Below are 22,282 nucleotides of genomic sequence, written 5' to 3'. Positions count from 1 at the left end.
GTATAGTTTATTTCTAACTAAAAATTTTTTCAATTGCGTTGTTTATTTCTATTAAATCGTCTTCAATGCTTTGATTATAACTTCTTCTTTGATAATTGATTAGGCGAACTACATTTTCAATATCTTCAATATTTTTACCTGTTTTTAAATGTAGTTTTTTAATAAAATTCTCATCTAAAGTATTGGTTTCTATTAAGAATTCGTTTCTAACTCTTTCAAGAAAATATATTATTTTCTTATTTATAATATTTTGATGATCACCTTCTTGGTAATATAAATTTCCAATTGTTTTTGTAAAATCTACTGTTGTATTTTGTAATGGTTTTACTATTGGAACAATGCGTTGTTTTCGTTTTGCATTGAAAATCATGAAAAATACCATACCAATTAAAAATAGATACCAAGCCCATTTTAAAGCAGGATTACTCAAAATAAATCGCATTGGAGATGAAGAAACAGATTCTCCATTGATGTTGTCAATTGCCCAAAATATCTTTCCTTTTGGAATATAAGAAACTATTTTCTCTAAATATTCTGAGTGGTTTTCCTTCAAGATATGATAGTTTGTAAAAGCTGCTGGTTGAGTATGCAAATAGAAAAAACCATTGCCATGTGGTACTTTTATAAAATTAGCATATTTATTATTACCTGATTCTTGATAACCTAAAATTGTTGTTGTAAGTGTGTCAATTTTGCCAAAATAGTATGAACCAGCGCCTATATCGAAATTGTATTTTTTGGTGTCAAGCTTTTTATTTACTAATGAAAATTTGATTTCTTTATTAAAAATCATTTCATTATTTGTTTCAAATTTTAATGAATCCATTAGAATCTTTGAGAAACTTTTTGAACTTAAATAAGCAGAATTTCCATGAGAAACAAAATATAATAATTCTTGAGTTGATTGATCGTCAATTTGAGAATATTCAGAAATGGAAAGAATAGTTCCTCTTTCGCTGTAATTATTTACAAGTGAATCATAATTATATAATGGTTCGAAATATTCATAAATTGTATTTGTGACTTTTTTTAGGGAATTTTTTTTAAGTAATGTTGGTGTTTCTTTATCAAAAATGTATAAACCAAATGGAATTTTATCGTTTATAGAATAAGTTGGACGCCAATCAATTGGTCGAGGTCTATTAGCGTCAACAAAGATTATTGCTATAAAAATTAGCACTAAAAAAACTATATATATTTTAATGGTTTTATTCATTTATATAGATTTTAGTGTTTGTTCAAAAGATTTTTTTGCACTTTCAAAAGCGTTGTTATCCAAGTCGAATTCGCCATACCAAATATAATTGTACAAGTAAGAAACATAACTAAAATCTTCTTTCAGTTTTTGGTTTTGAATCTCATAAAAATAATCGGTATTTGTTTTTTCAGGATTCCAATCAATAATTGATTTCTCTGACATTCGTTTTAAAATCCATAGATAATAGTAACGAATTGTTAATCGATTATCACCTGATTTTATTGTTTCTTTAATCAATTTTTCAAAGTCAACAAGTTTTAAATTTCTTTCGATATCATCATCAGAAATTATTTTTTTTGTCGTTGATTTTCCAAATACCCATTGACCTTCTTTGTTTAAAATTGCTTTAACAATTAGATAAATTACAAACAGAATAATTAATGTTGAGACAATATTTATCGTAACATCAACAGCTTTACTTGAAACACCATCAGAAATCCCAAAAAGATCTTTAAAAAAGTCTTTCATAGCTTCTAAAAATCTGTCCCAAGCGCCTTTTTCCGTAGCTTTTACTTCATATTGAAATTCACTTGACTTGTAGTTTTCTTTAAAATTTGGATTAAATTTTTGAGTTTCAATATCAGAATTGTCAATTATAATTTCCTTTTGATTATGCACAGAATTTCCTCCATTGGAAATTTCCAACGAGTCTTGTGCATTGATTGTAATGCAAAAAAATAAACTAACTATAAAAAATAATTTATTCACTATCACTACCAATCATGTCTATTGAACTTTTTTCTGAAATGTTTTCGTCATAATCTCTTTGGCTATAATAAATTGTACCTTGATTGATTAGAATTAAATTATTTAAAATATAACTAACAATCATTGATACAACCATAATTATTGTCATCATAATTGACATGAATCCAAGACCATCAGCAGCTACATTTTGAGAATCATTTAATGTTGTATAAAAACTTGCCATTCCAAATACATAAGGAATCATAGTGAAAATAGTATTAACAATTTGAATGATAATATAAATTATTAGTGTTGAAAAAACAATGGGCCAAAATTGTTGTCTTAAATCGCCAAATCCTGCAGATATCGATCCAAAGAAGGTATCTTCTGAAGATAGGTAATGATAAAAACTTAGATGAATCCAAGACATAATCATTGGAATTGTTATCAATAATAATGGAAATCCAATTAATATAACACACAATAATATATTGATAAACATAACAATCATTATTATTGGAAAAATAATAAAAATTGAACCAATTGTAAATTTAAAAAGTTTAAAAGCACTCTTTTTTAATTCGGCTATAATATCTGAAGTTTCAAAATTTGCTCCTTTTTTATCATCGTATAATTTTAAATATAAAACTGGAAATGCAAATTGAAGTAATGACAAGAAATAGAAAAAAAACAGACCAAATATAACAATGACTGCAATCGTTCCAGCATTATTTTGAAACAAATCTTGAAACATACTGTTGTTTTGAACGCCTCCACTTATATTTGAAAATATAAATTCAAAATATACTTTAAATAAAAAGTACATCAAAACTGCTGCAGCTAATAAAAAGAAACCATTAATTGTAAAATAGTTTTTGAAATAGTGCTTTCCTGTGATTTTAAAAAACTGAAAAGTATCGTTTATATAATCGCTAAATTCTCTTTTTTTATAAAGTTGAAACATTTTTATTGATTTTTTTATGAATAATGTATGGATAGATTAAATAGTAAAAAGAAATAATTGACAAAGTTGAAATAATAATTCCAACGCTTAACCAAATAGGCATATCAATAGAATATCTTGTAATGAAACCTTCTAAAAAACCTGCAGCAATAAAGAAAGGATAGGAACTTAAATATATTTTTAAACTATTTTTTACGCCAATTTTTAATGAATTTACTCTTGAATATGTTTTAGGAAATAGGATGGAAGCACCAAGAATAAAACCTGCTGCAGCATGAACTACAATTGCAAATATTTCGAATGCTCCATGTATCCAAATTCCTCTAACACTTTCCCAAAAAACGCCTTGTTCATAAAAGAAGTATTGAAAAGAACCAACCATTATTCCGGTGTTTAGCAAACGATATAATGTTCCTATTCCAAGAAAAAATCCTTCCAAGTAACACAAAGTTCCAAAATAGAGATTGTTTACGGTTATTCCGATAAAGCTTCCCCAATTACTTCCTGATTTATATATGGCTACTGGATTTCCATCTTTTATATTTTCTAAAGTCTCATTAACATAACCATCGCCAAGAATTAAACGAACAAATTCAGCGTCATATTTTGCTGACACGGCACCAATTGCAAAAAAGCAAAAAAACAATACAAAAGCATAGAGTAAATATCTTTTGTATTCATAAACAATAAGTGGTACTTCTGTAAAAAAGAACTCTAAAATTCTATTTTTTTCTACTCTTTTAGTCTTATAAATCTTTTGATATATTTGTGAAGCTAGATAATTTAAATACTTAACTGTCTTGCTTTTAGGATAATAGGTTTGGGCATAGGATAAATCATTAATTAAATGAATGTACAAACTTGCCATTTCATCAGGATTTTTTTTAGATTTACCAAAAATTGCTAGCTCAAAATCGAGCCATTTTTCTTTGTTTTGTTTTATGAATGCTATTTCTCTCATCGAACGCTAAAATATTAAAAAATATGTCAGAATTAACAATAAATACCACACAAAATGTAAAAATTAATTTTCAAGCTGCTTCTGTAGGTGAAAGAATATTGGCCTATTTTGTTGATTTACTGATAAAAGGATCTTATTTAGTAGTAATTGGATATTTCGTTTTTAACAAAATGGGATTGGGAGATGCTATATCAAAAATGGATCAATGGTCAGCAATTGCCATAGTGGTTTTATTTTTATTTCCCTATATGTTTTATTCTTTAGTTTTAGAAAGTATTCTTGAAGGTCAAACTATTGGAAAACGGCTAATTAGAATTAAAGTTGTAAAAATTGATGGTTATCAAGCTTCGTTTCCTGACTATTTATTGAGATGGCTTTTTAGAATTATTGATATTAGTATAAGTTCTGGAATTATAGCTGTAGTTTCAACTATTATTAATGAAAAAAATCAGCGTTTAGGAGATGTTTCTGCTGGAACAGCGGTGATAACTTTAAAAAATAAATTCACTATTAATAGTACGATTTTAGAAGATATTGGCGAAGCTTATGTTCCTGTTTATCCTTTAGTTATAAAACTTTCCGATAATGATGTTAGAATTATTAAAGAAACTTTGAATACTGCAATTGCTAAAAGTGATTTTGAAATGATTTCTAAGTTAAAAGAAAAAGTTGAAAAGGTTACAGGAATTAAAAATCAATCGGGTAAAAGTGAGGATTTTTTGAAAACAGTAATTAAAGATTATAATTTTTATACCCAAAATATGTAATTTAGATTATCTATTTAGTAAAATACAACCATCCCACAAAAGGTTTTGGGTAATCAGCATCATTTAAGTTTAAGATATAAAAGTAAGTTCCTTTTAAAGCTAATGAGGAACTTATGGTTTGTCCAAAAGTGATTTCGCCATTCCAATCTTCTGATTGATTGGTTCCTTTCCAAATTAATCTTCCCCAACGATTGTAGATTTCTAATTCAAAATTCACAAAAATGTTTCTTAATCCTTCAATAAAAAACGTGTCGTTAAAACCATCATTATTAGAAGTAACATAATTATAGATAATTGGAGGACAGTTTTTTGTAGTTAAATCAAATGAGGTAACTGAGAAACAGTGGTCATTTTCAATTCGTATAAAGATTTTCTTTGGAGTTGAAGTTGAAACATAATTTGAAGTATTTGCAATTGCACTAACATCGGCTATAGCATCTGTTTCTGTTTCGTAAAATCCAATAAAAGTATCAGTCGAATTGGTTAGAACTTGATTGGCATAATTTGAAAAATTGAAAGTACCAACAGTAAATCCTTCATTACAAGAGATTAAAGGTTCAAGAAGGTTAAAATTTGGTGGCAGCCAACTAGAAATTGTTTGCGAAAAAGTATTGTTGTTTTCAATTATTTCGGTTACTATTCCGGTGCCAGTTCCGTTGTCATCAACTATGAAAGTTAAGATAAAATCTGTTGGAATTGTATTTGGTATTGTGATGGTTATTTGTCCGTTTTCACTTCCGTCTATTGGAATGCTATTTTGTGTTTGCGTTTGCCCAACTAGTATTCCATTTGCATAAATTGCAATAGGTGTTGCTGCTGGTAGCGGATTGGTACAATTAAGATTTGAAACTATATAATCTATTGTGTAAACATTTGAACTACAAGATTGATTAATAGAGTCTAAAGCAATCGTTGCGTCTGGTAATTGACTATTAAGTTTTGTAACTACAACGTTTATCAAAACCACATCTTGTCCCGATGTAAGTTGAATTAGTGCAGAGGAATCTCCAATATTTATGTTATTTTGAATGTTATAGATATCCAAATCCATGTTGTAAAGGGTAGTACTTCCTGTGATACTGTTGGTGCTATTGAAGGCATTATTTGCAGGATTTAATGGCGGATTACTAAGCGTATTTCCGTTAATTCTAAGGGTTTCATTTACAGCTAAAACATTATCACCTTCCCAAGCAATAAAACCTATTTGTGCATTGTTATTATCAATTACATTCAAACTGTTTAAAGTAATATTCAAAGCATTTGGAATACTCTGTAAACCATCATAAATATTTATTTGATTCAAAGGTAAACTAATGTCTTTGTAAACAATAACTATCGCCCAACCTGCAAAATTGGTTCTGTTGTTGCAATATCCTTGTTCGTTTATAAGTGTTTGTGAAATATCTAAATCTGAAAGTGTATAGGTTCCGTTTCCAGTTGCAATAACTTGACTTGTAATGTCTTTAAAAGCACTAAAATAGGGAAGTCCTGAACTTATTGAAATATTAGAAAAAGTTCGTTGAGCTGTGATGTCAACTGCATTTAATTTCACATTAAAATCGCCGGCTCCTGAACCTGCCCAATACAAATAAGCACTTTCTATTATCTGATTTGAATTCAGATTTAAGGTAGCATCTGATGAAGTTAAAAGCAAATTTTCGCAACCTAATGTGATATTATTTTCACCTAAATTCATGGTATTTCCTATAAAAGTAAAGTCAAATCGTCCGTTAAATTGATTGTATAAAGTTACGTTTTGCCCAAAACAGTTGCAAAAAGAAAGTAATAGTATACTAAAAGCAAGATAATGAAGTTTTAGATTCACAAAATTATAGCAATTATGATGTCTAAAGTAGTCAATTATTTTTAATTATGACTATTTTTGAAATTCGTTTTAATATAAAATAATTGTGTAATTTTCCAAAGTTTTAATTTTAGTTGTGAAACACTACCAAATTCGATTATATAATTCAGCAGATTTTGAACAATGGAATGCTTTTATTAGCGTTGCCAAGAATGCTACTTTTCTTTTCAATAGAAACTTTATGGAATATCATTCAGATCGATTTCAAGATTTTTCATTGATGATTTTTGACAAAGATCAATTGGTTGCAGTTTTGCCTGCCAATAAGAATGCAAATACACTTTATTCGCATCATGGTTTGACTTATGGAGGATTAGTTTTGAGTCAGAAAGCTAAATTAACTTCAGTTATTTGGATTTTCAAAGGTATTTTACAATTTTTGAATGAAAATTCAATTGAGAAATTGGTTGTTAAAACTATTCCAAATTTCTATTTAGAGTATTTTTCAGATGAATTGGAATATTGTTTGTTTATCGCTCAAGCACAATTAAATAGGAGAGATTCACTTTCTGTAATTGATTTGACAAAGCCATATTCTATTACAAAAACAAGAAAGGAAAGTATCCGCAGAGGTAAAAAAAATAATTTGATTATTAAAGAAGAATTAAATTTTGAGTTGTTTTGGAATGAAATTTTGATTCCGAATTTAGATAAAAAACATCAAGTAAAACCAGTTCATTCTGTTGATGAAATTACTTTATTGCAAAAGCGTTTTCCAAACAATATTCGTCACTTTAATGTTTATGACAAGGATAAAATTGTAGCAGGGACCACCGTTTTTAGTACTGATAAAGTTGCACATCCACAGTATGTTTCTGGAAATTCAGATAAAAATGAATTGGGAAGTTTAGATTATTTGTACCATCATTTGATCACAGAAGTCTATAAAGACCATCATTTTTTTGATTTTAATAATTCCAATGAAGAGCAAGGAACAAGAATAAATGAAGGTTTGTTGTTTTGGAAGGAAAGTTTTGGTGCCAAAACTGTGATCCAAAATTTTTATGAGGTTCAAACAAAGAATTATCCATTATTAGAATCGGTTTTGATATGATAAAATTCCTCGATTTACAGCAATTAAATTTAGGTTATCAAGAACAATTTCAAGAAAAAATGAAGCTGGTTTTAGATAAGGGTTGGTTTATTTTGGGAAATGAAGTAAAATCATTCGAAACTAATTTTGCTCATTATTGCGGTTCAAAGCATTGCATTGGAGTAGGTAATGGTTTGGACGCATTGGTATTGATTTTCAAAGCTTATATTCAACTAGGAAAGTTGCAAAAAGGCGATGAAGTGATAGTTCCTGCAAATACTTATATAGCCAGTATTTTAGCAGTTTTACAGTCTGATTTAGTGCCAGTTTTGGTAGAGCCAAAATTAGAAACTTATAATATCAATCCTTATTTAATAGAAGAAAAAATCACATCAAAAACTAAAGCCATTTTGCCTGTTCATCTCTACGGACAATTATGTGAAATGGAAACTATTTCTGCCATTGCAAGTAAGTACAATTTGCTTGTAATTGAGGATGCAGCTCAATCTCATGGTGCAATTTCAAATGCAGAAATTAAAGCAGGTAATTTATCTAATGCTGCTGCTTTTAGTTTTTATCCTGGTAAAAATCTTGGTGCGTTAGGTGATGGTGGTGCTGTTACGACAAATGATGATGATTTAGCTGAAGTTCTATTTTCATTGAGAAACTATGGTTCAGAAAAAAAATACCACAATGAATTGGTTGGCATAAATAGTAGATTAGATGAACTTCAAGCGGCTTTTTTAAATGTAAAATTGCCAAATTTAGACGCAGATAACGATAAAAGAAGAAGTATTGCCAAACGTTATTTGTCTGAAATTAAAAACGATAAAATAGTTTTGCCAACCTGGGATTTTTCTAACAATCATGTATTTCATTTGTTTGTTGTTCGAACTGAAAACCGTAATGATTTACAAGATTATTTACTAAAAAATGGAATTGAAACTGTAATTCATTATCCAATTCCGCCTCACAAACAAAAGGCTTTTCCTGAATGGAATAATTTATCATTTCCAATAACTGAAAAGATTCATGATGAAGTGTTAAGTTTACCAATAAGTCCAATTATGACTGATGATGAAGTTAGTATTGTTATTTCAATTTTAAATAAATACTAATTGAGTTTTATCAAAGAAATACTATCCAAACCTTTATTCAAAGCTACTTCTTTGAATGCAATAAGTATTTTAATCAAGATTTTTGTTGGATTTATTACCTCTAAATTTATTGCTGTTTTTGTTGGTCCAAGTGGAATGGCTTTGGTTGGAAATTTGAGGAATTTTCTAACAGCAACAGAAGCTTTTGCTACACTCGGTTTTGAAAATGGAGTTGTAAAATATGTGGCCGAACATAAATCGGATGACAATCAACTTAAGAAAACACTTTCTACTATTTTTATTACAGTCTTATTCACTTGTCTTTTAATAAGTTTGGGATTGTTTTTGTTTTCAGAATATTTGAATACTTCAATTTTCGGCAATCAATATCAATATGCTTTTGTATTTAAATCACTTGCAGTTGCTTTGCCATTTTATATTGGAAACATCTTTTTAATAGCAACAATCAACGGATTTGGAGCTTATAAAAAAGTTATTTATGTCAATATCTTAGGAAGTTTAATTGGTTTGATAGCTTCTGTTTTATTGATTTGGAAATTGAACACGGAAGGTGCTTTGTTATCAATTATTTTGACGCCATCTGTCTTGTTTTTAGTTTCTTTTTTCTCAATTAATAAAGAAATTAAGATTTTAAAAGCTATTGATTTGAAGTTTTACAATCTTTCTTTTCTGAAAAATTTGTCATCCTATTCTTTGATGGCATTGGTTTCAGCCGTATTTGGACCAATGGTTTTTCTTACAATTAGAAAATACATTATAGTTAATTTAGGAATTGAACAAGCAGGATTTTGGGAAGCAATGAGTAGAATGTCTTCCTACTATTTTATGTTCATTACGTCAATTATTTCTATTTATTTTTTACCGAAATTAGCTGTAGCCAGAAGTAATCAAGAAACCAAAACACTTTTTTGGAATTATTACAAAGGAATTTTACCAGTTTTTATAATTGGAATGATTGTAATCTATTTTCTAAGAGACTTTATCATTCATATCTTGTTTACCAAAGAATTTTTACCAGTCTCTAAATTGTTTTTTTGGCAATTGATTGGTGATACTTTTAAAGCGGCATCTTTTATTTTAGGATATCAATTTTATGCAAAGAAACTTACTAAAGCTTTCATTATTTCGGAGCTATTTTCTCTTTTTGTATTGTATTTTAGTAGTATCTATTTGGTTTCCCAATTTTCAATTGAAGGAGTTGTAATGGCTCATTCTTTTACTTATTCAATCTATTTTATCACCTTGAGTATTTACTTTAGAAAAAGTTTATTTGCTTAGTTGAAGCATCTCGTAATCGCCTTTTCCATTTCCGAAAACTACAATTTTATCGTAATTTTCTAGATTTATTTTTTCTTTTATACGATTTACTTTTTCTATTCCGTAGCAGTTTTTTGTTTTGAATTTTCCTGTAATTTTATTGTTTGCAATTTCAAGTTTTGAAGTAATTAATTTTAAATTATTTTCTTCAGTCCAATTAACAATCCATTCGCGAAACGAAGCTGTTACAATATAAATATCGGCGTTTTTCTCCTGAAGATTCTGAATTTTTTCCCAAATATTTTTATTAAGATTTCTAGGAATATTTTCGTTTGAAAACTGTTTTCCTTTTTCTAAAAACAAATTATAAGGCTCGTTTTTAAAAAAATAAGTCATAAATTTTTGTTTAGCAGTTTCATTAGAAATTTTTCCAAGTTTCCAATTTAAAAGAATTGGTGAAAGAGCTATAAAACCTATTATTAATTGAAAAGTTCCTTTGTAGAATCTTGTAAATTCTATCAAACTATCTTTTTTATAAAGCGTTTTGTCAAAGTCAACTAATACTAATGTTTTCATACTAATTTCTGAAATATAATAAGTAACTCATCAACAGCAGCCAACCCAATATTGTAAATTGTATAAATCGGTCATGTAAAACTATTTTAGTTGGCGAATAGGTTGATTGATCTACAAAAACCAATTTCAAATACCTAAAAATTCCATTAACTACAAAGATGATGGAAACATACAATAAATTGGAATGATAATGCAGTTGAACTTCTGGAGAAATACAATAGAATATATAGCTAACAATAATTATTGATGCCAAAATTCCTAAAATAACATCTATAAAAATTAAATTATAACCTTCAATATTTTTGCGAACATCGTTACCATTTTCGGCAAGAATAACATCAGTTCTTCGTTTAGAAATACCTAAGAATAGTGCCAAAAGATAAGTTATTAATAAAATCCAAATCGAAGGAACTACATTACTCACTACAGAACCAGCTACAATTCGAAGTATAAAACCAACTGCAATGATGTTAACATCAAGTATTGCAATATGTTTAAGCCATTTTGAATAAAGAAAATTTAACGCTAAATAGGAAATGATTACAAGAAACAATTCAATAGAAATCAAATAAGAAACTGTTAGGGAACTAATCATTAAAATTAGCATCAAAACTAATCCATTTTTGATACTAATACTTCCTGAAGCTAATGGTCTAAATCGTTTTTGTGGATGGTTTTTATCTTCATTGATATCAAAATAATCATTAAAAATATAAACACTACTTGATATAGTACAAAAACATAGGAATGCCAAAATTACATTAATCAAATTGTCTAAATTTAGAAATTGACTATCAAAAAAAAGCGGTGCAAATACAAACGCATTTTTTATATATTGTTCAACTCTTATGAGTTTAAGGTAATTTCTCATTTGGTTTGATTGAATTGTAAACTATGAAATATTTGGTTGTATCAATTTTATTAAATTTTTTGTAAATGTACCAAGCAGTTAGACTTGCTTCAATTGTAGCTTCTTTAAAATCTTCTCCAGTTACAAATGATTTTTCAATAAAGATATAATTTTTTTTATTAGAACAAATTTTAATAAATCTTTCGTTTTGACCATCTATTTCATGGTCTAATAACCAATCTCCAGGAAGTTGACTTTGAGTATTGAACAAATAATTAGCCATTGGCATACTTGGCGCTACAATATAATTCTCACCATATTTTTTAATTAATTGTTTTAATTCTAGGTGTTTTTCAAAAGTTTCTTTTTTTGTTTTAATATATTTTAACTTGGGTGAAATCGATTCAAGAGAATAGTTTAGTTCTAAAATAGAATCTTCATGATAAGGATTTTTATTGGATGCAAATGCTACCAAACAAAGCGGTAATCCTATTAAAATATACTTTTTCGGATTTATAGAAACCTCATTTTCAAATAATGTGATGAAAGTCAAAATAATTCCTGTGGCAAATAATAATGTTGTTTGATAACCTAAACTTATCGATACGGACCAAGATATCGCAATTAAAACCACTAGTGGAAATAGATAACTGATAGTTTTCTTTTTCTCAAAATAGGAGTACAATAAAGCAATAACGGCTGCATCAAATGCAAGAAAAGAAGCCGCAAAAAACTTATTTATCAAAAATAAAAAGATTGCAACTAATAGAAAGACAATTGCTATTTTCTTAAGATGTGGAGTTAGTTGACTAATTTTTTGATTTGTTTTTTTTAGGTAGATAAATAAGCTAGCAGAAATAATAATTGTTAATGCAACAAAAAACTTAAATGGCATAAATACATAATGATGAAATCCAACAATATATAAATCTCTTAAATCTAAAGTTCCATTAAGTTGTTGTTTGAAATTTTGCCAAGTTGTTATTTTACAGATTAATAAGACAAATATTCCAAGTAAAATTGATAAACTTATTATGTAATAAAGACTTGCTTTTAAGTTATATCTGAGATATATCCAAACCAAGATGAGCAACGGAATCAAATAGAAAGATTGTTTTGATAAAGCCGAAAGCAACGAGAAAAAAGCAATTAGAAAAAGTTGAGCAAAATTAACTTTAGTATTTTTTGCTACAATCCAAAATGAGATTGAAGCATACAAAAGCCCATCTGTAGTTGGCCAAGGATAGGGTGGAAAATTTAGCCACGATATTAAAAAACATAAAATTATCAAACCCCATTTGTTTACTTTTTTTATGTTGTAAATCAGATAAGTACCTGAAACAAAAAAATAAACTTGAAGAAGAAAACTCAAATATGCAATGATTCTAAAATAAAAAAACTGACCAGTTTCGGGCAAAATTTTCATAAAAAAAGCATGAGCATATATTGTTACAGGAGGAAATTTATAAATAAAATCTTCATAAACGTGTTGACCATTTACTATTCGCCATGCAAAACTTGACATGTATCCAGTATCCCAAGTTTCCATTCCATACTGACTTAAAATCAAGCAATAGAATGAAATAATTAGAAACAAAATTATTTTATAATTTAATGTTTTCATTTTTCTAAAATCAAAAAATAATGCGGATACACTAACATTTTTTTAGTATAACTTTCAAGAACTTTGAACCCAATTTCTTCAACTACTTTTTTAGCAAAATTGGCTTTCATTTCGTTTCCAATTTCTCTACTAAAAACTAAATCATGAATTTTATTGAAATAAAGTAATAAGCTACTAGCATCAATATCTTTCAGAATCAGCCTGCTTCCAACAGCCATTTTAGAATAAATTTCTTTTAAAAATTCTAATTGATTTTCTTTTGGAACATGATGCAAAACATCAATCAAATATATTTTAGAATAATTTTGAATTAAACTTGGAATTTCAGAACCATTGAAAGTTTCAAATTGTATGTTTTTTTCATCTTTAAATTCTTGATTTACAATTCTTGCATTTTGAACAAGAGTTTCAGAAATTTCAATTCCATAAATTTCATTTGCTGGAGTAAATTTGGCTACCAATGCACAAAATTGTCCTGAACCGCATCCAATGTCAAAAACAGAATCATCATTTTCGATGTAATTGAGTAAATCATCAAAAGGACAAATCAAAGGTCTGTAAACTACTTTAAGTTTATCAATAAAACTCAAATCGGATGACTTGGTTTTTAAGTACTTCAAAATAGTTGATTGGTTTATTAATTCTCCCATGCTTTCAAATATTTTTCAGCAACTTTCACATAATTATGTTCTTTTTCAACAAATGCTCTTGCACGAATTCCAATAGCTTGAATTTCATTTGGATTTTCTATTAAATAGGATAGCTCTGTTACAAGATTTTCTACATTTGGTAAAGCATTCACAGCTACTTTTTCTGTTAAATTGTAATAGTCTTCAAATTCTTTTTCTGCACCAGTAAATACTACTTTTCCTTTTGCCATAGCTTCCAACGCATTATAACCTTGATCATAAGCATAGATTTGATCCAAAACAATATGTGCTTTATTAAATAGTTTTATGTATTCTTGGTAAGGAATATTTCTTGTGACAATAACTTCAACTTTATCAGCATATTTTTGTTTGATAATTTCTAATGCTTCTTTAAATAAATGAATTCCTTTACTGTATGAATTTCCTATGTTAATTCCCAAGAAAATAACTATTTTACCTTCTATTGGATTTTCAATGTAGTTAACATTTGAAATGTTAACAGGATTTGGAATCATTCCTAAAAACTTTGGATTATCTTTTAATGGATTGACATAATCTAAATCACTTGCAATAATACCATTTATGTTCTTTAAAAGAAATTTATGGATTTTGATGTGAGTTTTTGAATTAAAATCAAACATCCATTTATATTGTTCTTTTATTTCTTTTTTTCCCTCAAAATAAGGATTCATTATCGAATAACGTTCCTTTTTTTCGAGCATGTGATTCAAAATAATATAATCAACACCACTACATAATAAAAAGAATTTGTGGTTCTGTTTGAAGAGTTTTTTTAATAAATATAATTCAAATTTAGAAGTAGTTTGAATAGGAGCTTCATTGATTAATTGTACACAATCAAAACCTTTTAATTTCTTTAGAAGAAAATAGAAACGAAGACCACGTTCAATTTTTGAAATGTCAAATTTTGAAATTCTATAAATCAACTGTCGTGGTAGATTTCCTAATTTGCTTTCGCACCAAAATGCTCTATTGGAATAATCTGATGGATAATTTTTAAAGCCATCACCGTTACTAACTATGACCACTTCGTGTCCTAATTTTAGTAATCCTTCTTTGAGGGAATTATGTAATCGGCTAAACTCACCAACAAGTAATATGCGCATTTAAAAGTTTTATTTACATTTGCTAAAATACAAAAAATTGACTCAAAACCGAACTTCTTATAAAATCTGCCTTGTAACTGTAACTCTTTCTGATGGTGGAGCAGAACGTTGTGCTGCGAATTTGTCTCATTTTTTTGTTAATCAAGGGTTTGATGTGCATCATTTAGTTTTTGCAGGTAAAATAGAATATGATTATTCTGGTGAAGTAATGCATTTAGCCAAATACAGTTCGAGTACGTCTGGGTTTGTAAACAGAATTCAAAGATTTTTGCACTTAAAAAAATATTTAAAAGACCATAATTTTGATTTTGTAATAGATTTTAGAGACAAACATTTTTTTTGGCAAGAGTTTATTATTCACAATTATTTATACAAAAATCATATTCAAACGATTCACAGTAATAAACTGGATTCTTATATTCCAAAAAGTAAGTTTTTAGCCAATTTACTATATAAAAATAGCAAACAATTAATTGCTGTTTCTAAAGGAATTGAAGAGAAGATTAAAACGGAATATAATTTTAAAAACATCCATCAAATTTACAATCCAATTGATTTTAAAAAAATAAAAGAAATCAAATCAGAAAATATTGATTTTGAAGGAGATTTCATTGTTGCTGCTGGAAGCATGAATAAAAATATAAAGCAATTTGACCATCTTATTGAATGTTATTCTAAATCAAATTTACCAGATAAAAACATCAAACTTATTATTTTAGGAGACGGAAAATTAAAACAAGATTGGATCAATTTAACTGATAGAATAGGGCAGAAAGAAAACATCATTTTTAAAGGAAATGTAGAAAATCCTTTTACTTATTATTCAAAAGCACTTTTCACAGTGCTTACTAGTAAATATGAAGGTTTACCAATGGTTTTAATAGAGTCTTTAGCTTGTGAAACACCAATTGTTGCTTATAATTGTGAAACCGGACCTTCAGAAATTATTAATCATTTGCAAAATGGTTTATTGGTAGAAAATCAAAATAAAGAGGCTATGATTGCTACAATGAATACATTGTGTGAGGATAAAAACTTATATTTACATTGTAAAAGCAATTGCAAAACAAGTATATCAAAATTTGAAGTTGAAAACATTGGAAATCAATGGTTATCACTTTTTAAACAATTAAAAAATGAACGTTAAGTTAATTGATATTCCCAAAATATTAAAGAGAGAAGGAAACATTGCTGTGCTTGAAAATGGTGTTGTTCCTTTTGATATAAAAAGAGTATATTATTTGTATGATATTCCAAGTACATCTAAGCGTGGCGGACATGCACATAAAAAACTAAATCAGATTTTGATAGCAATTTCAGGAAGTTTTGATGTGGTTTTAAAAGATGGTAAAAATCAACAAGTTATCACAATGAATAAACCTGATAAAGGATTGTTGATATCTAATAATATTTGGCGTGAATTGGAAAATTTCTCTTCTGGTGCAGTTTGTTTAGTTCTAGCATCAGAAGTTTATGATGAAGACGATTATATTAGAAACTACAAATCGTTTATTGCTTATATCAAGAATAAGTAGCGATTTTTATTCCTTTTTTTATCAAAAATGATTTTATTTTATCAATTGTAATTAACAAATTCGTAGGCAATTGTAATAAAACTTTCTGTTTCCAATTGAGTTTTGAGGTGTTTATAGATTTAATTAGTGAAGTTGCTAAATTCTTATCGCCATAGAGATTTAGTTTTTTTGCCAAAACATACTTTTCAAAATTAATATAATTGGCAACTTCTGTATTTTTTTCTTCAAATGGCTTGTATTTGTTATAATCAGGAAGTTTTTTATTAACAATAGATGTTGCTGTAATTTGATTTTCAACTTGCATTAAATAACTCATTCCGATTGTTGATGAATAAGCAAGTTTAAAATGAAAATTGGCTCTAATATTAAAATCAATATCTTCAGAAAAATCAATATTTTCATCATAATTCCCAACTTTTTCATAGACTTCTTTGTGAACACAAACACTACCATGATTATAGATACCTTGGCCAATATTTAATTTAAAAAAATTGATGTATCCTTCATAATTTTCCGCTAAAGTAACCGAGCCATTATAGGGTTTATAAGTTTTGGTAGGATAAATTTCTTCATAGTTGGTTGCAAAAATTCTCGCTTCAGGAAAATTTATAATTAACCTATGAATGGTTTCTAAAAAAGTTGGTTTCCATAAATCGTCAGCATCAAGAAAAGTGATATAGTTGGTCGACGCTTTTTCAATTCCAGTATTTCTGCTTGCAGAAAGTCCTTTATTTTCAGAATGATGAATTAATTTGATTTTTTCCGATAAAAAAGGCATTACTTTTTCAACACTCTTATCGGTACAACAATCATTTATAATCAAAACTTCATAATCAGTAAAAGTTTGATTGAGAATACTTTTTAGAGCATTTTCAACATACTTTTCTTTATTATAAAGCGGAATGACTATTGAAAAAAAAGGCATAAATTATTTTTTAAAAATAAAATCAAAAATGGCATTCCAATCGTTCAATTGGTTCTTTGTATCAAAAGTATATTTATTTCCTTGAAATAGTATGGTTTTGTTTACAAAATTAGTAATCAATTGCGCCAATTCTTTTGGATTATTGACATCAAAAAAGGATACTTTTTCATAATCACCAACGGTTTCTTTTGCATAAGGCAAATTAGCTGCTAAAATAGGTTTGTTAAAAGCTTTAGCTTCAGATAAAGGTAATCCCCAAGTTTCAAGTTTTGAAGGAAATAATAAGCAATCCATAGCTTCATAGTAGCCAAAAACTTCATCACGAGATAATTTTCCTATAAAATTAAATTGTGCCAAAGAGAATTGGTCAATTATATAATTAGCATAATTAGAATCACCTTTATCAAAAGTAAGATGGACTTGTATGGCACTTTTTATAGAATCGGGTAGAAGTATTAAAGCTTCAGCAATGCATTCAACATTTTTAAAACTTCTGGCAATTAATGGATAAAAGAAATGAATTTTAGAAGCATCCAAAATGATTTTTTTTGGATTCGAAATTGATACGAATTCTGGCTGACAAACCATTACATTATTGATGTTGTAAAGTTTTTCAAACTCATTTTTAATCCAATGTTGTTGCACAAAAACGGCTTGGTTTTTCTTGATATTAATTTGAAATAAATATTTATACAAAATTGAAAAAACACCCACTTTATAATCAAATTTCCAATCGCTAAAACTTGCTTTATAGAATACTGTAGGATGATGACAATAGACAAAACGTTTTTTAGCAATCACATTTGGACTAACATCATGCAATGAAAACCAAATGTCTGGATTTATCTTTTTAGATAATTTTTTAAAGTAAAAATATTCATAATACAATCGTTTGAACCAAGATTTTTTAGCATCAGGAAATTCAAGATATTCAATATTTGGGTAATCAAATTTAGATTTATCGTGAACTAAGGCAATGACTTTAATGTCTTTGTTCTCAATATATTGTGATATCTTTTGTAAACAATTGTCCATGATGGTAAAAATGCCACCATCTTTCATGTTAACTCCTGATATAACGATTGTTTGTTTTGACAAATTGTTTAAATTACAATTTTAAAAGAAGTATTAAACACTCCTCTGAACCACTTCAAAAATAGCACCATCCTCACATTTAAGTGTTTTAGATGGGAATTTCATTAACAAAGCATAATCATGTGTTGCCATAATGATGGTTTTACCATTGGCATTGATGTTCTTTAATACTTCAAGAACTTCAGCGCTAGTTTGTGGGTCAAGATTTCCTGTTGGCTCATCTGCTAAGATTAATTCTGGGTCGTTAAGTAATGCTCTTGCAATAGCTACACGTTGTTGCTCTCCACCAGAAAGTTGGTGAGGCATTTTATTGGCAAAACCTTTCATTCCTACTTTATCTAAAACTTCATCAATTTTATTTTGCATTTCAGTCATGTCAACCCAACCTGTTGCTTTTAATACAAAAAGCATGTTGTCATTCACATTTCTATCTGGAAGCAATTTAAAATCTTGAAAAACAATACCTATTTTTCTTCTCAAATAAGGAATGTCTTTTTCTTGTAGCGTCGCCAAATCATATTCTACAATATGACCTTCACCTTCTGTTAAAGGCAAATCTCCATAAAGTGTTTTCATAAAACTACTTTTTCCAGTTCCGGTTTTTCCAATGATGTAAAGGAATTCGCCGTGATTTACTTCAAGATTCACTTGAGATAAAATGACTTTATTTTCTTGATAAATAGTAACGTCTTTTAAAGATAATACGGGTTGTGACATAGGAAATTTTGTTTATTGGGTAAAAGTAATAAATTTTAGATATTAGATATAAGATTTTAGATATATAAATTTTGAAGTTTCCTAATTTAAAAACTTAACAAGTTGATTTTTATTGCTTCGTATCTTAATAATATCTTAAATTAGATTGTTAAGAAAAATGTTTATAATAAAACCAAACGATGTCTCGTTATACTTAATAGAATGGTAATTTTGAATGATTATTAAAAAATATATGAAATGCGTAAAATAACAGCTTTTTTATTTTTAAATGTATTGGTTTCTGGCGCTACAATTTCGGCACAGCAAACTGCTATTTATACCAACCAACTTTCTGAATTTGATAGAGCTACAGATTTATACAACGACAAACAATATTTAGCAGCTCAGATTTTGTTCGAAAAAGTGCAACAAAACAATAAAGAACAAGAGGTACAAGCTGATTGTGCTTATTATATAGCCAATTGTGCGATTCGTTTAAATCAATCTGGTGCAGATAAATTGATGGAAGATTTTGTAGCGGATTATCCAACAAGTACTAAGCAAAATCAAGCTTACATTGGTGTTGCGACCTTCTATTTCGAAAACGGAAACTATCCACAAGCATTAGAATATTTTAATAAAGTTGACGAAAGTGCCCTGACTTATGATGAGTTAGAACGTTATAATTTTCAAAAAGGATATGCTTTTTTTACAGCTAAAAATAAAAAAGAGGCTACTGCTTATTTTAATAAAGTTGCTAATTCTAAAGAATATGGTTCACAAGCCAAATATTACTTAGGATTTATGGCTTATGAAGGTGATGATTACAAAGAAGCAACAAAGTATTTTGATCAAGTTTCTGGTGAAGAGAAATACAAAGAAAAGATGTCATATTTTCAAGCTGATATGAATTTTAAACTTGGAAATTTTCAAAAAGCAATCGATTTGGGTAAAGCTGCCATGGCAAAATCATCGGCGGTTGAAAAATCAGAATTGAATAAAATTATTGGAGAAAGTTATTTCAATTTGAAAAAGTATGATGAAGCATTGCCTTATTTGAAAGAATATAACGGTAAAAAAGGAAAATGGAGTAACACTGATTTTTACCAATTAGGATATACATATTACCAACAAAAAGACTACGAAAACGCTATTTCGCAATTCAATAAGATTATTGATGGAAAGGATTTTGTTGCTCAAAATGCCTACTACCATTTGGGCGAAAGCTACATGAAAACCGACAAGAAGCAACAAGCTTTAAACGCTTTCAAGATTGCATCTGAAATGGAATTTGATAAGAAAATTCAAGAAGACGCCAATTTGAATTATGCTAAAATCAGTTATGAAATTGGGAATTCATATCAATCGGTTCCAGACGTTTTATCTTCTTTTTTAGCAAAATATCCAAATTCACCTAGCAAAAATGAAATTGAAAACTTATTGATTAACTCGTATATCACTTCTAAAAATTACAAAGAAGCGTTGACTTTGTTGGAAAAAAACAAAAACCCAGAAAACAGATTGGCGTATCAAAAAGTAACTTTTTATAGAGGTTTAGAATTATACACAGACGGAAATTATCAAGAAGCTCAAAAGATGTTTGCCAAATCGTTGAAAGAACAAAAAGACGCAAAATTCTCAGCAAGAGCTACATTTTGGAAAGCCGAAACTGAATTTACTTTAGATAATTTCAACGAAGCATTGTTAAGTTTCAAGCAATTTGAAGGAATGGCTGAAGCTAAAAACACACCTGAATTTAAAAATGTAAATTACAATATCGCTTATTGTTATTTCAAGCAAAAAGAATATGACCAAGCTGGAAATTATTTTCAAGCCCAAATTGATGCTGTTAAAGATGATAAAATCCGATTGAATGATTCTTATTTGAGACTTGGAGACAGCCGTTTTGTAACTTCCAAATATTGGCCAGCAATGGATGCTTACAATAAAGCGATCGAATTAAAAAGCGTTGACGCTGATTATGCAGCCTTTCAAAAAGCAATTTCTTATGGTTTTGTAAGTAAAAATGATAAGAAAATTGAAGATTTCAATAAGTTTTTGTCAACTTTCAAAACCTCTCAATATCGTGATGATGCTTTGTTTGAATTAGGAAATACTTATGTAGCTGACAATAAAACTGATTTAGCAATTAAAACTTACGATCAACTATTGTCTGAATTCAAAAATGGTTCTTATGCTTCAAAAGCGGTTTTGCGTCAAGGATTGATTTATTACAATGCGAATAAAGATAATGAAGCTATAACAAAATTCAAAAAAGTAGCTGCCGATTATCCAAGAACTCCAGAAGCATTAGAAGCTGTTTCTACTGCAAGATTGATTTATGTTGATAATGGTAAAGTAGACGAATATGCGACTTGGGTAAGAACTTTAGATTTCGTTGAAGTTTCCGATGCTGAATTAGATAACGATACTTATGAAGCTGCTGAAAAACAATATTTGCAAAATAACACCAAACAAGCCATCGCAACTTTAAGTAGTTATGTGGCTAAGTTTCCAAAAGGAATTCATGCTTTGAAAGCTAATTTTTATTTGGCTCAATCGTATTATGCTGATGGTTTGGAAACAAATTCAATTCCAAATTATGAATATGTAATTGCACAATCAAAAAGCGAATTTACAGAACAATCGTTAGCGCGTTTATGCGAAATTCATTTGAAAAAAGATGATTTTATTAAAGCCATTCCAGTTTTAAAACGATTAGAAACGGAGGCTGATTTTCCCCAAAACGTAACTTTTGCTCAAGCAAATTTAATGCGAGCTTACTACTCACAAAAAGATTATCCAAATTCAGTAGTTTATGCTGATAAAGTTTTGGCAAATCCAAAAACAGATAACAAAGTAAAAAGTGATGCTCAAATTATTGTAGCTCGTTCAGCAATAAAAGCAAATGACGAAGCTAAAGCAAGAACAGCTTATGCTAATTTATTGAAAATAGCTAAAGGAGAATTGGCTGCTGAAGCTTTATTTTATGATGCTTATTTCAAAAATAAGGATGGAAAATTTGCTGAATCAAACAAAGTGGTTCAAAAAATTGCCAAAGACTATTCAGGTTACAAATATTTTGGAGCTAAAGGTTTAGTGGTCATGGCGAAAAATTATTACGGATTGAAAGATAGTTTCCAAGCAACAGCAATTTTAGAAGGTGTAATAGAAAATTTTGCAGAATTCACCGATGTTGTTGAAGAAGCCAAAACAGAATTGAATACTATTAAATCAGAGGAAAGTAAAACGAATTCTTCTATTGAAAAATAAACTTTGTTTAAACTCTGTACAA

Annotated in this window: 20 protein-coding genes; 7 read left to right on the top strand and 13 right to left on the bottom strand. The window is 28.3% G+C overall.

Going from position 1 to position 22,282, the window contains the following annotated elements:
* Nucleotides 1-13: 13 nt before the first annotated feature.
* The 4 genes from ABD766_RS07085 to ABD766_RS07070 are packed head-to-tail and all read right to left on the bottom strand — an operon-like array spanning nt 14 to nt 3,870.
* Nucleotides 14-1,216, bottom strand: coding sequence for a DUF4350 domain-containing protein (locus tag ABD766_RS07085; protein ID WP_344816022.1), 1,203 nt, complete (start codon nt 1,214-1,216; stop codon nt 14-16).
* Entirely contained in the window at nt 1,217-1,903 is a 687-nt protein-coding gene (locus ABD766_RS07080; RefSeq protein WP_344816021.1) for a DUF4129 domain-containing protein, read from the bottom strand.
* Nucleotides 1,904-1,958: 55 nt separating this feature from the next.
* Nucleotides 1,959-2,909, bottom strand: coding sequence for a hypothetical protein (locus ABD766_RS07075; protein ID WP_344816020.1), 951 nt, complete (start codon nt 2,907-2,909; stop codon nt 1,959-1,961).
* On the bottom strand, nt 2,893-3,870 hold the full coding sequence (locus ABD766_RS07070) for a stage II sporulation protein M (RefSeq protein WP_344816019.1): 978 nt from the start codon (nt 3,868-3,870) through the stop codon (nt 2,893-2,895). Before ABD766_RS07070 ends, ABD766_RS07075 begins: the two co-directional genes overlap by 17 nt.
* Before the next feature lie 23 nt (nt 3,871-3,893).
* Between ABD766_RS07070 and ABD766_RS07065 the strand changes: the two genes are divergently transcribed.
* Complete coding sequence (locus ABD766_RS07065; protein WP_344816018.1) at nt 3,894-4,637, top strand: RDD family protein; 744 nt, start codon at nt 3,894-3,896, stop codon at nt 4,635-4,637.
* Between the two features lie 10 nt (nt 4,638-4,647).
* Here ABD766_RS07065 and ABD766_RS07060 read toward each other — a convergent pair whose 3' ends face one another.
* On the bottom strand, nt 4,648-6,462 hold the full coding sequence (locus tag ABD766_RS07060) for a T9SS type B sorting domain-containing protein (RefSeq protein ID WP_344816017.1): 1,815 nt from the start codon (nt 6,460-6,462) through the stop codon (nt 4,648-4,650).
* A gap of 115 nt (nt 6,463-6,577) precedes the next feature.
* Here ABD766_RS07060 and ABD766_RS07055 point away from each other — a divergent pair, with 115 nt between their 5' ends.
* The 3 genes from ABD766_RS07055 to ABD766_RS07045 are packed head-to-tail and all read left to right on the top strand — an operon-like array spanning nt 6,578 to nt 9,930.
* The gene (locus ABD766_RS07055) at nt 6,578-7,555 is read left to right on the top strand and encodes a GNAT family N-acetyltransferase (RefSeq protein WP_344816016.1); all 978 of its coding nucleotides are present in this window, start codon (nt 6,578-6,580) and stop codon (nt 7,553-7,555) included.
* Nucleotides 7,552-8,652 carry a DegT/DnrJ/EryC1/StrS family aminotransferase gene (locus tag ABD766_RS07050; RefSeq protein WP_344816015.1) on the top strand — a complete coding sequence of 367 codons (1,101 nt, stop codon included), beginning with the start codon at nt 7,552-7,554 and terminating at the stop codon, nt 8,650-8,652. Before ABD766_RS07055 ends, ABD766_RS07050 begins: the two co-directional genes overlap by 4 nt.
* Nucleotides 8,653-9,930 (top strand): O-antigen translocase, encoded by a 1,278-nt coding sequence (locus ABD766_RS07045; protein ID WP_344816014.1) that lies wholly within the window; start codon nt 8,653-8,655, stop codon nt 9,928-9,930. It begins immediately after the preceding gene.
* Here the strand turns inward: ABD766_RS07045 and ABD766_RS07040 are convergent.
* Genes ABD766_RS07040 through ABD766_RS07020 form a run of 5 tightly spaced genes read right to left on the bottom strand, consistent with a single transcriptional unit; the run spans nt 9,919 to nt 14,736 of the window.
* Nucleotides 9,919-10,485, bottom strand: a complete 567-nt coding sequence (locus ABD766_RS07040; RefSeq protein WP_344816013.1) for an HAD family hydrolase — start codon at nt 10,483-10,485, stop codon at nt 9,919-9,921. The genes ABD766_RS07045 and ABD766_RS07040 overlap by 12 nt on opposite strands.
* 1 nt (nt 10,486) lies before the next feature.
* A complete protein-coding gene (locus tag ABD766_RS07035) occupies nt 10,487-11,356 on the bottom strand; it encodes a decaprenyl-phosphate phosphoribosyltransferase (RefSeq protein WP_344816012.1) in 870 nt (289 codons plus the stop codon).
* Nucleotides 11,340-12,959 (bottom strand): hypothetical protein, encoded by a 1,620-nt coding sequence (locus tag ABD766_RS07030; protein WP_344816011.1) that lies wholly within the window; start codon nt 12,957-12,959, stop codon nt 11,340-11,342. Before ABD766_RS07030 ends, ABD766_RS07035 begins: the two co-directional genes overlap by 17 nt.
* A complete protein-coding gene (locus tag ABD766_RS07025) occupies nt 12,956-13,609 on the bottom strand; it encodes a class I SAM-dependent methyltransferase (RefSeq protein WP_344816010.1) in 654 nt (217 codons plus the stop codon). Before ABD766_RS07025 ends, ABD766_RS07030 begins: the two co-directional genes overlap by 4 nt.
* Nucleotides 13,597-14,736, bottom strand: coding sequence for a glycosyltransferase (locus tag ABD766_RS07020; RefSeq protein WP_344816009.1), 1,140 nt, complete (start codon nt 14,734-14,736; stop codon nt 13,597-13,599). Before ABD766_RS07020 ends, ABD766_RS07025 begins: the two co-directional genes overlap by 13 nt.
* A 37-nt stretch (nt 14,737-14,773) precedes the next feature.
* On the opposite strand from ABD766_RS07020, the gene ABD766_RS07015 reads away from it, so the two are divergent.
* On the top strand, nt 14,774-15,883 hold the full coding sequence (locus ABD766_RS07015) for a glycosyltransferase (RefSeq protein WP_344816008.1): 1,110 nt from the start codon (nt 14,774-14,776) through the stop codon (nt 15,881-15,883).
* Nucleotides 15,873-16,271: a sugar 3,4-ketoisomerase gene (locus tag ABD766_RS07010; protein ID WP_344816007.1), complete on the top strand. Its 399-nt coding sequence runs from the start codon at nt 15,873-15,875 to the stop codon at nt 16,269-16,271. Before ABD766_RS07015 ends, ABD766_RS07010 begins: the two co-directional genes overlap by 11 nt.
* Here the strand turns inward: ABD766_RS07010 and ABD766_RS07005 are convergent.
* From ABD766_RS07005 to ABD766_RS06995, 3 genes are read right to left on the bottom strand one after another with little or no spacing between them, the layout of a single operon-like run.
* A complete protein-coding gene (locus ABD766_RS07005; protein ID WP_344816006.1) occupies nt 16,258-17,196 on the bottom strand; it encodes a glycosyltransferase family 2 protein in 939 nt (312 codons plus the stop codon). The two genes, ABD766_RS07010 and ABD766_RS07005, sit on opposite strands and share 14 nt — an antisense overlap.
* Nucleotides 17,197-17,199: 3 nt before the next feature.
* On the bottom strand, nt 17,200-18,294 hold the full coding sequence (locus tag ABD766_RS07000) for a glycosyltransferase (RefSeq protein WP_344816005.1): 1,095 nt from the start codon (nt 18,292-18,294) through the stop codon (nt 17,200-17,202).
* 30 nt (nt 18,295-18,324) lie between these two features.
* Nucleotides 18,325-19,008 carry a cell division ATP-binding protein FtsE gene (locus ABD766_RS06995; RefSeq protein WP_298302498.1) on the bottom strand — a complete coding sequence of 228 codons (684 nt, stop codon included), beginning with the start codon at nt 19,006-19,008 and terminating at the stop codon, nt 18,325-18,327.
* A 237-nt stretch (nt 19,009-19,245) separates the two neighbouring features.
* On the opposite strand from ABD766_RS06995, the gene ABD766_RS06990 reads away from it, so the two are divergent.
* Complete coding sequence (locus ABD766_RS06990) at nt 19,246-22,260, top strand: tetratricopeptide repeat protein (protein WP_344816002.1); 3,015 nt, start codon at nt 19,246-19,248, stop codon at nt 22,258-22,260.
* Nucleotides 22,261-22,282 lie beyond the last annotated feature (22 nt).

It is taken from the genome of Flavobacterium cheonanense, assembly GCF_039539185.1.
Classification (GTDB): domain Bacteria; phylum Bacteroidota; class Bacteroidia; order Flavobacteriales; family Flavobacteriaceae; genus Flavobacterium; species Flavobacterium cheonanense.
The sequence above is the reverse complement of the archived record's forward strand: the minus strand, read 5'-3'. Positions and strand labels throughout refer to the sequence as shown.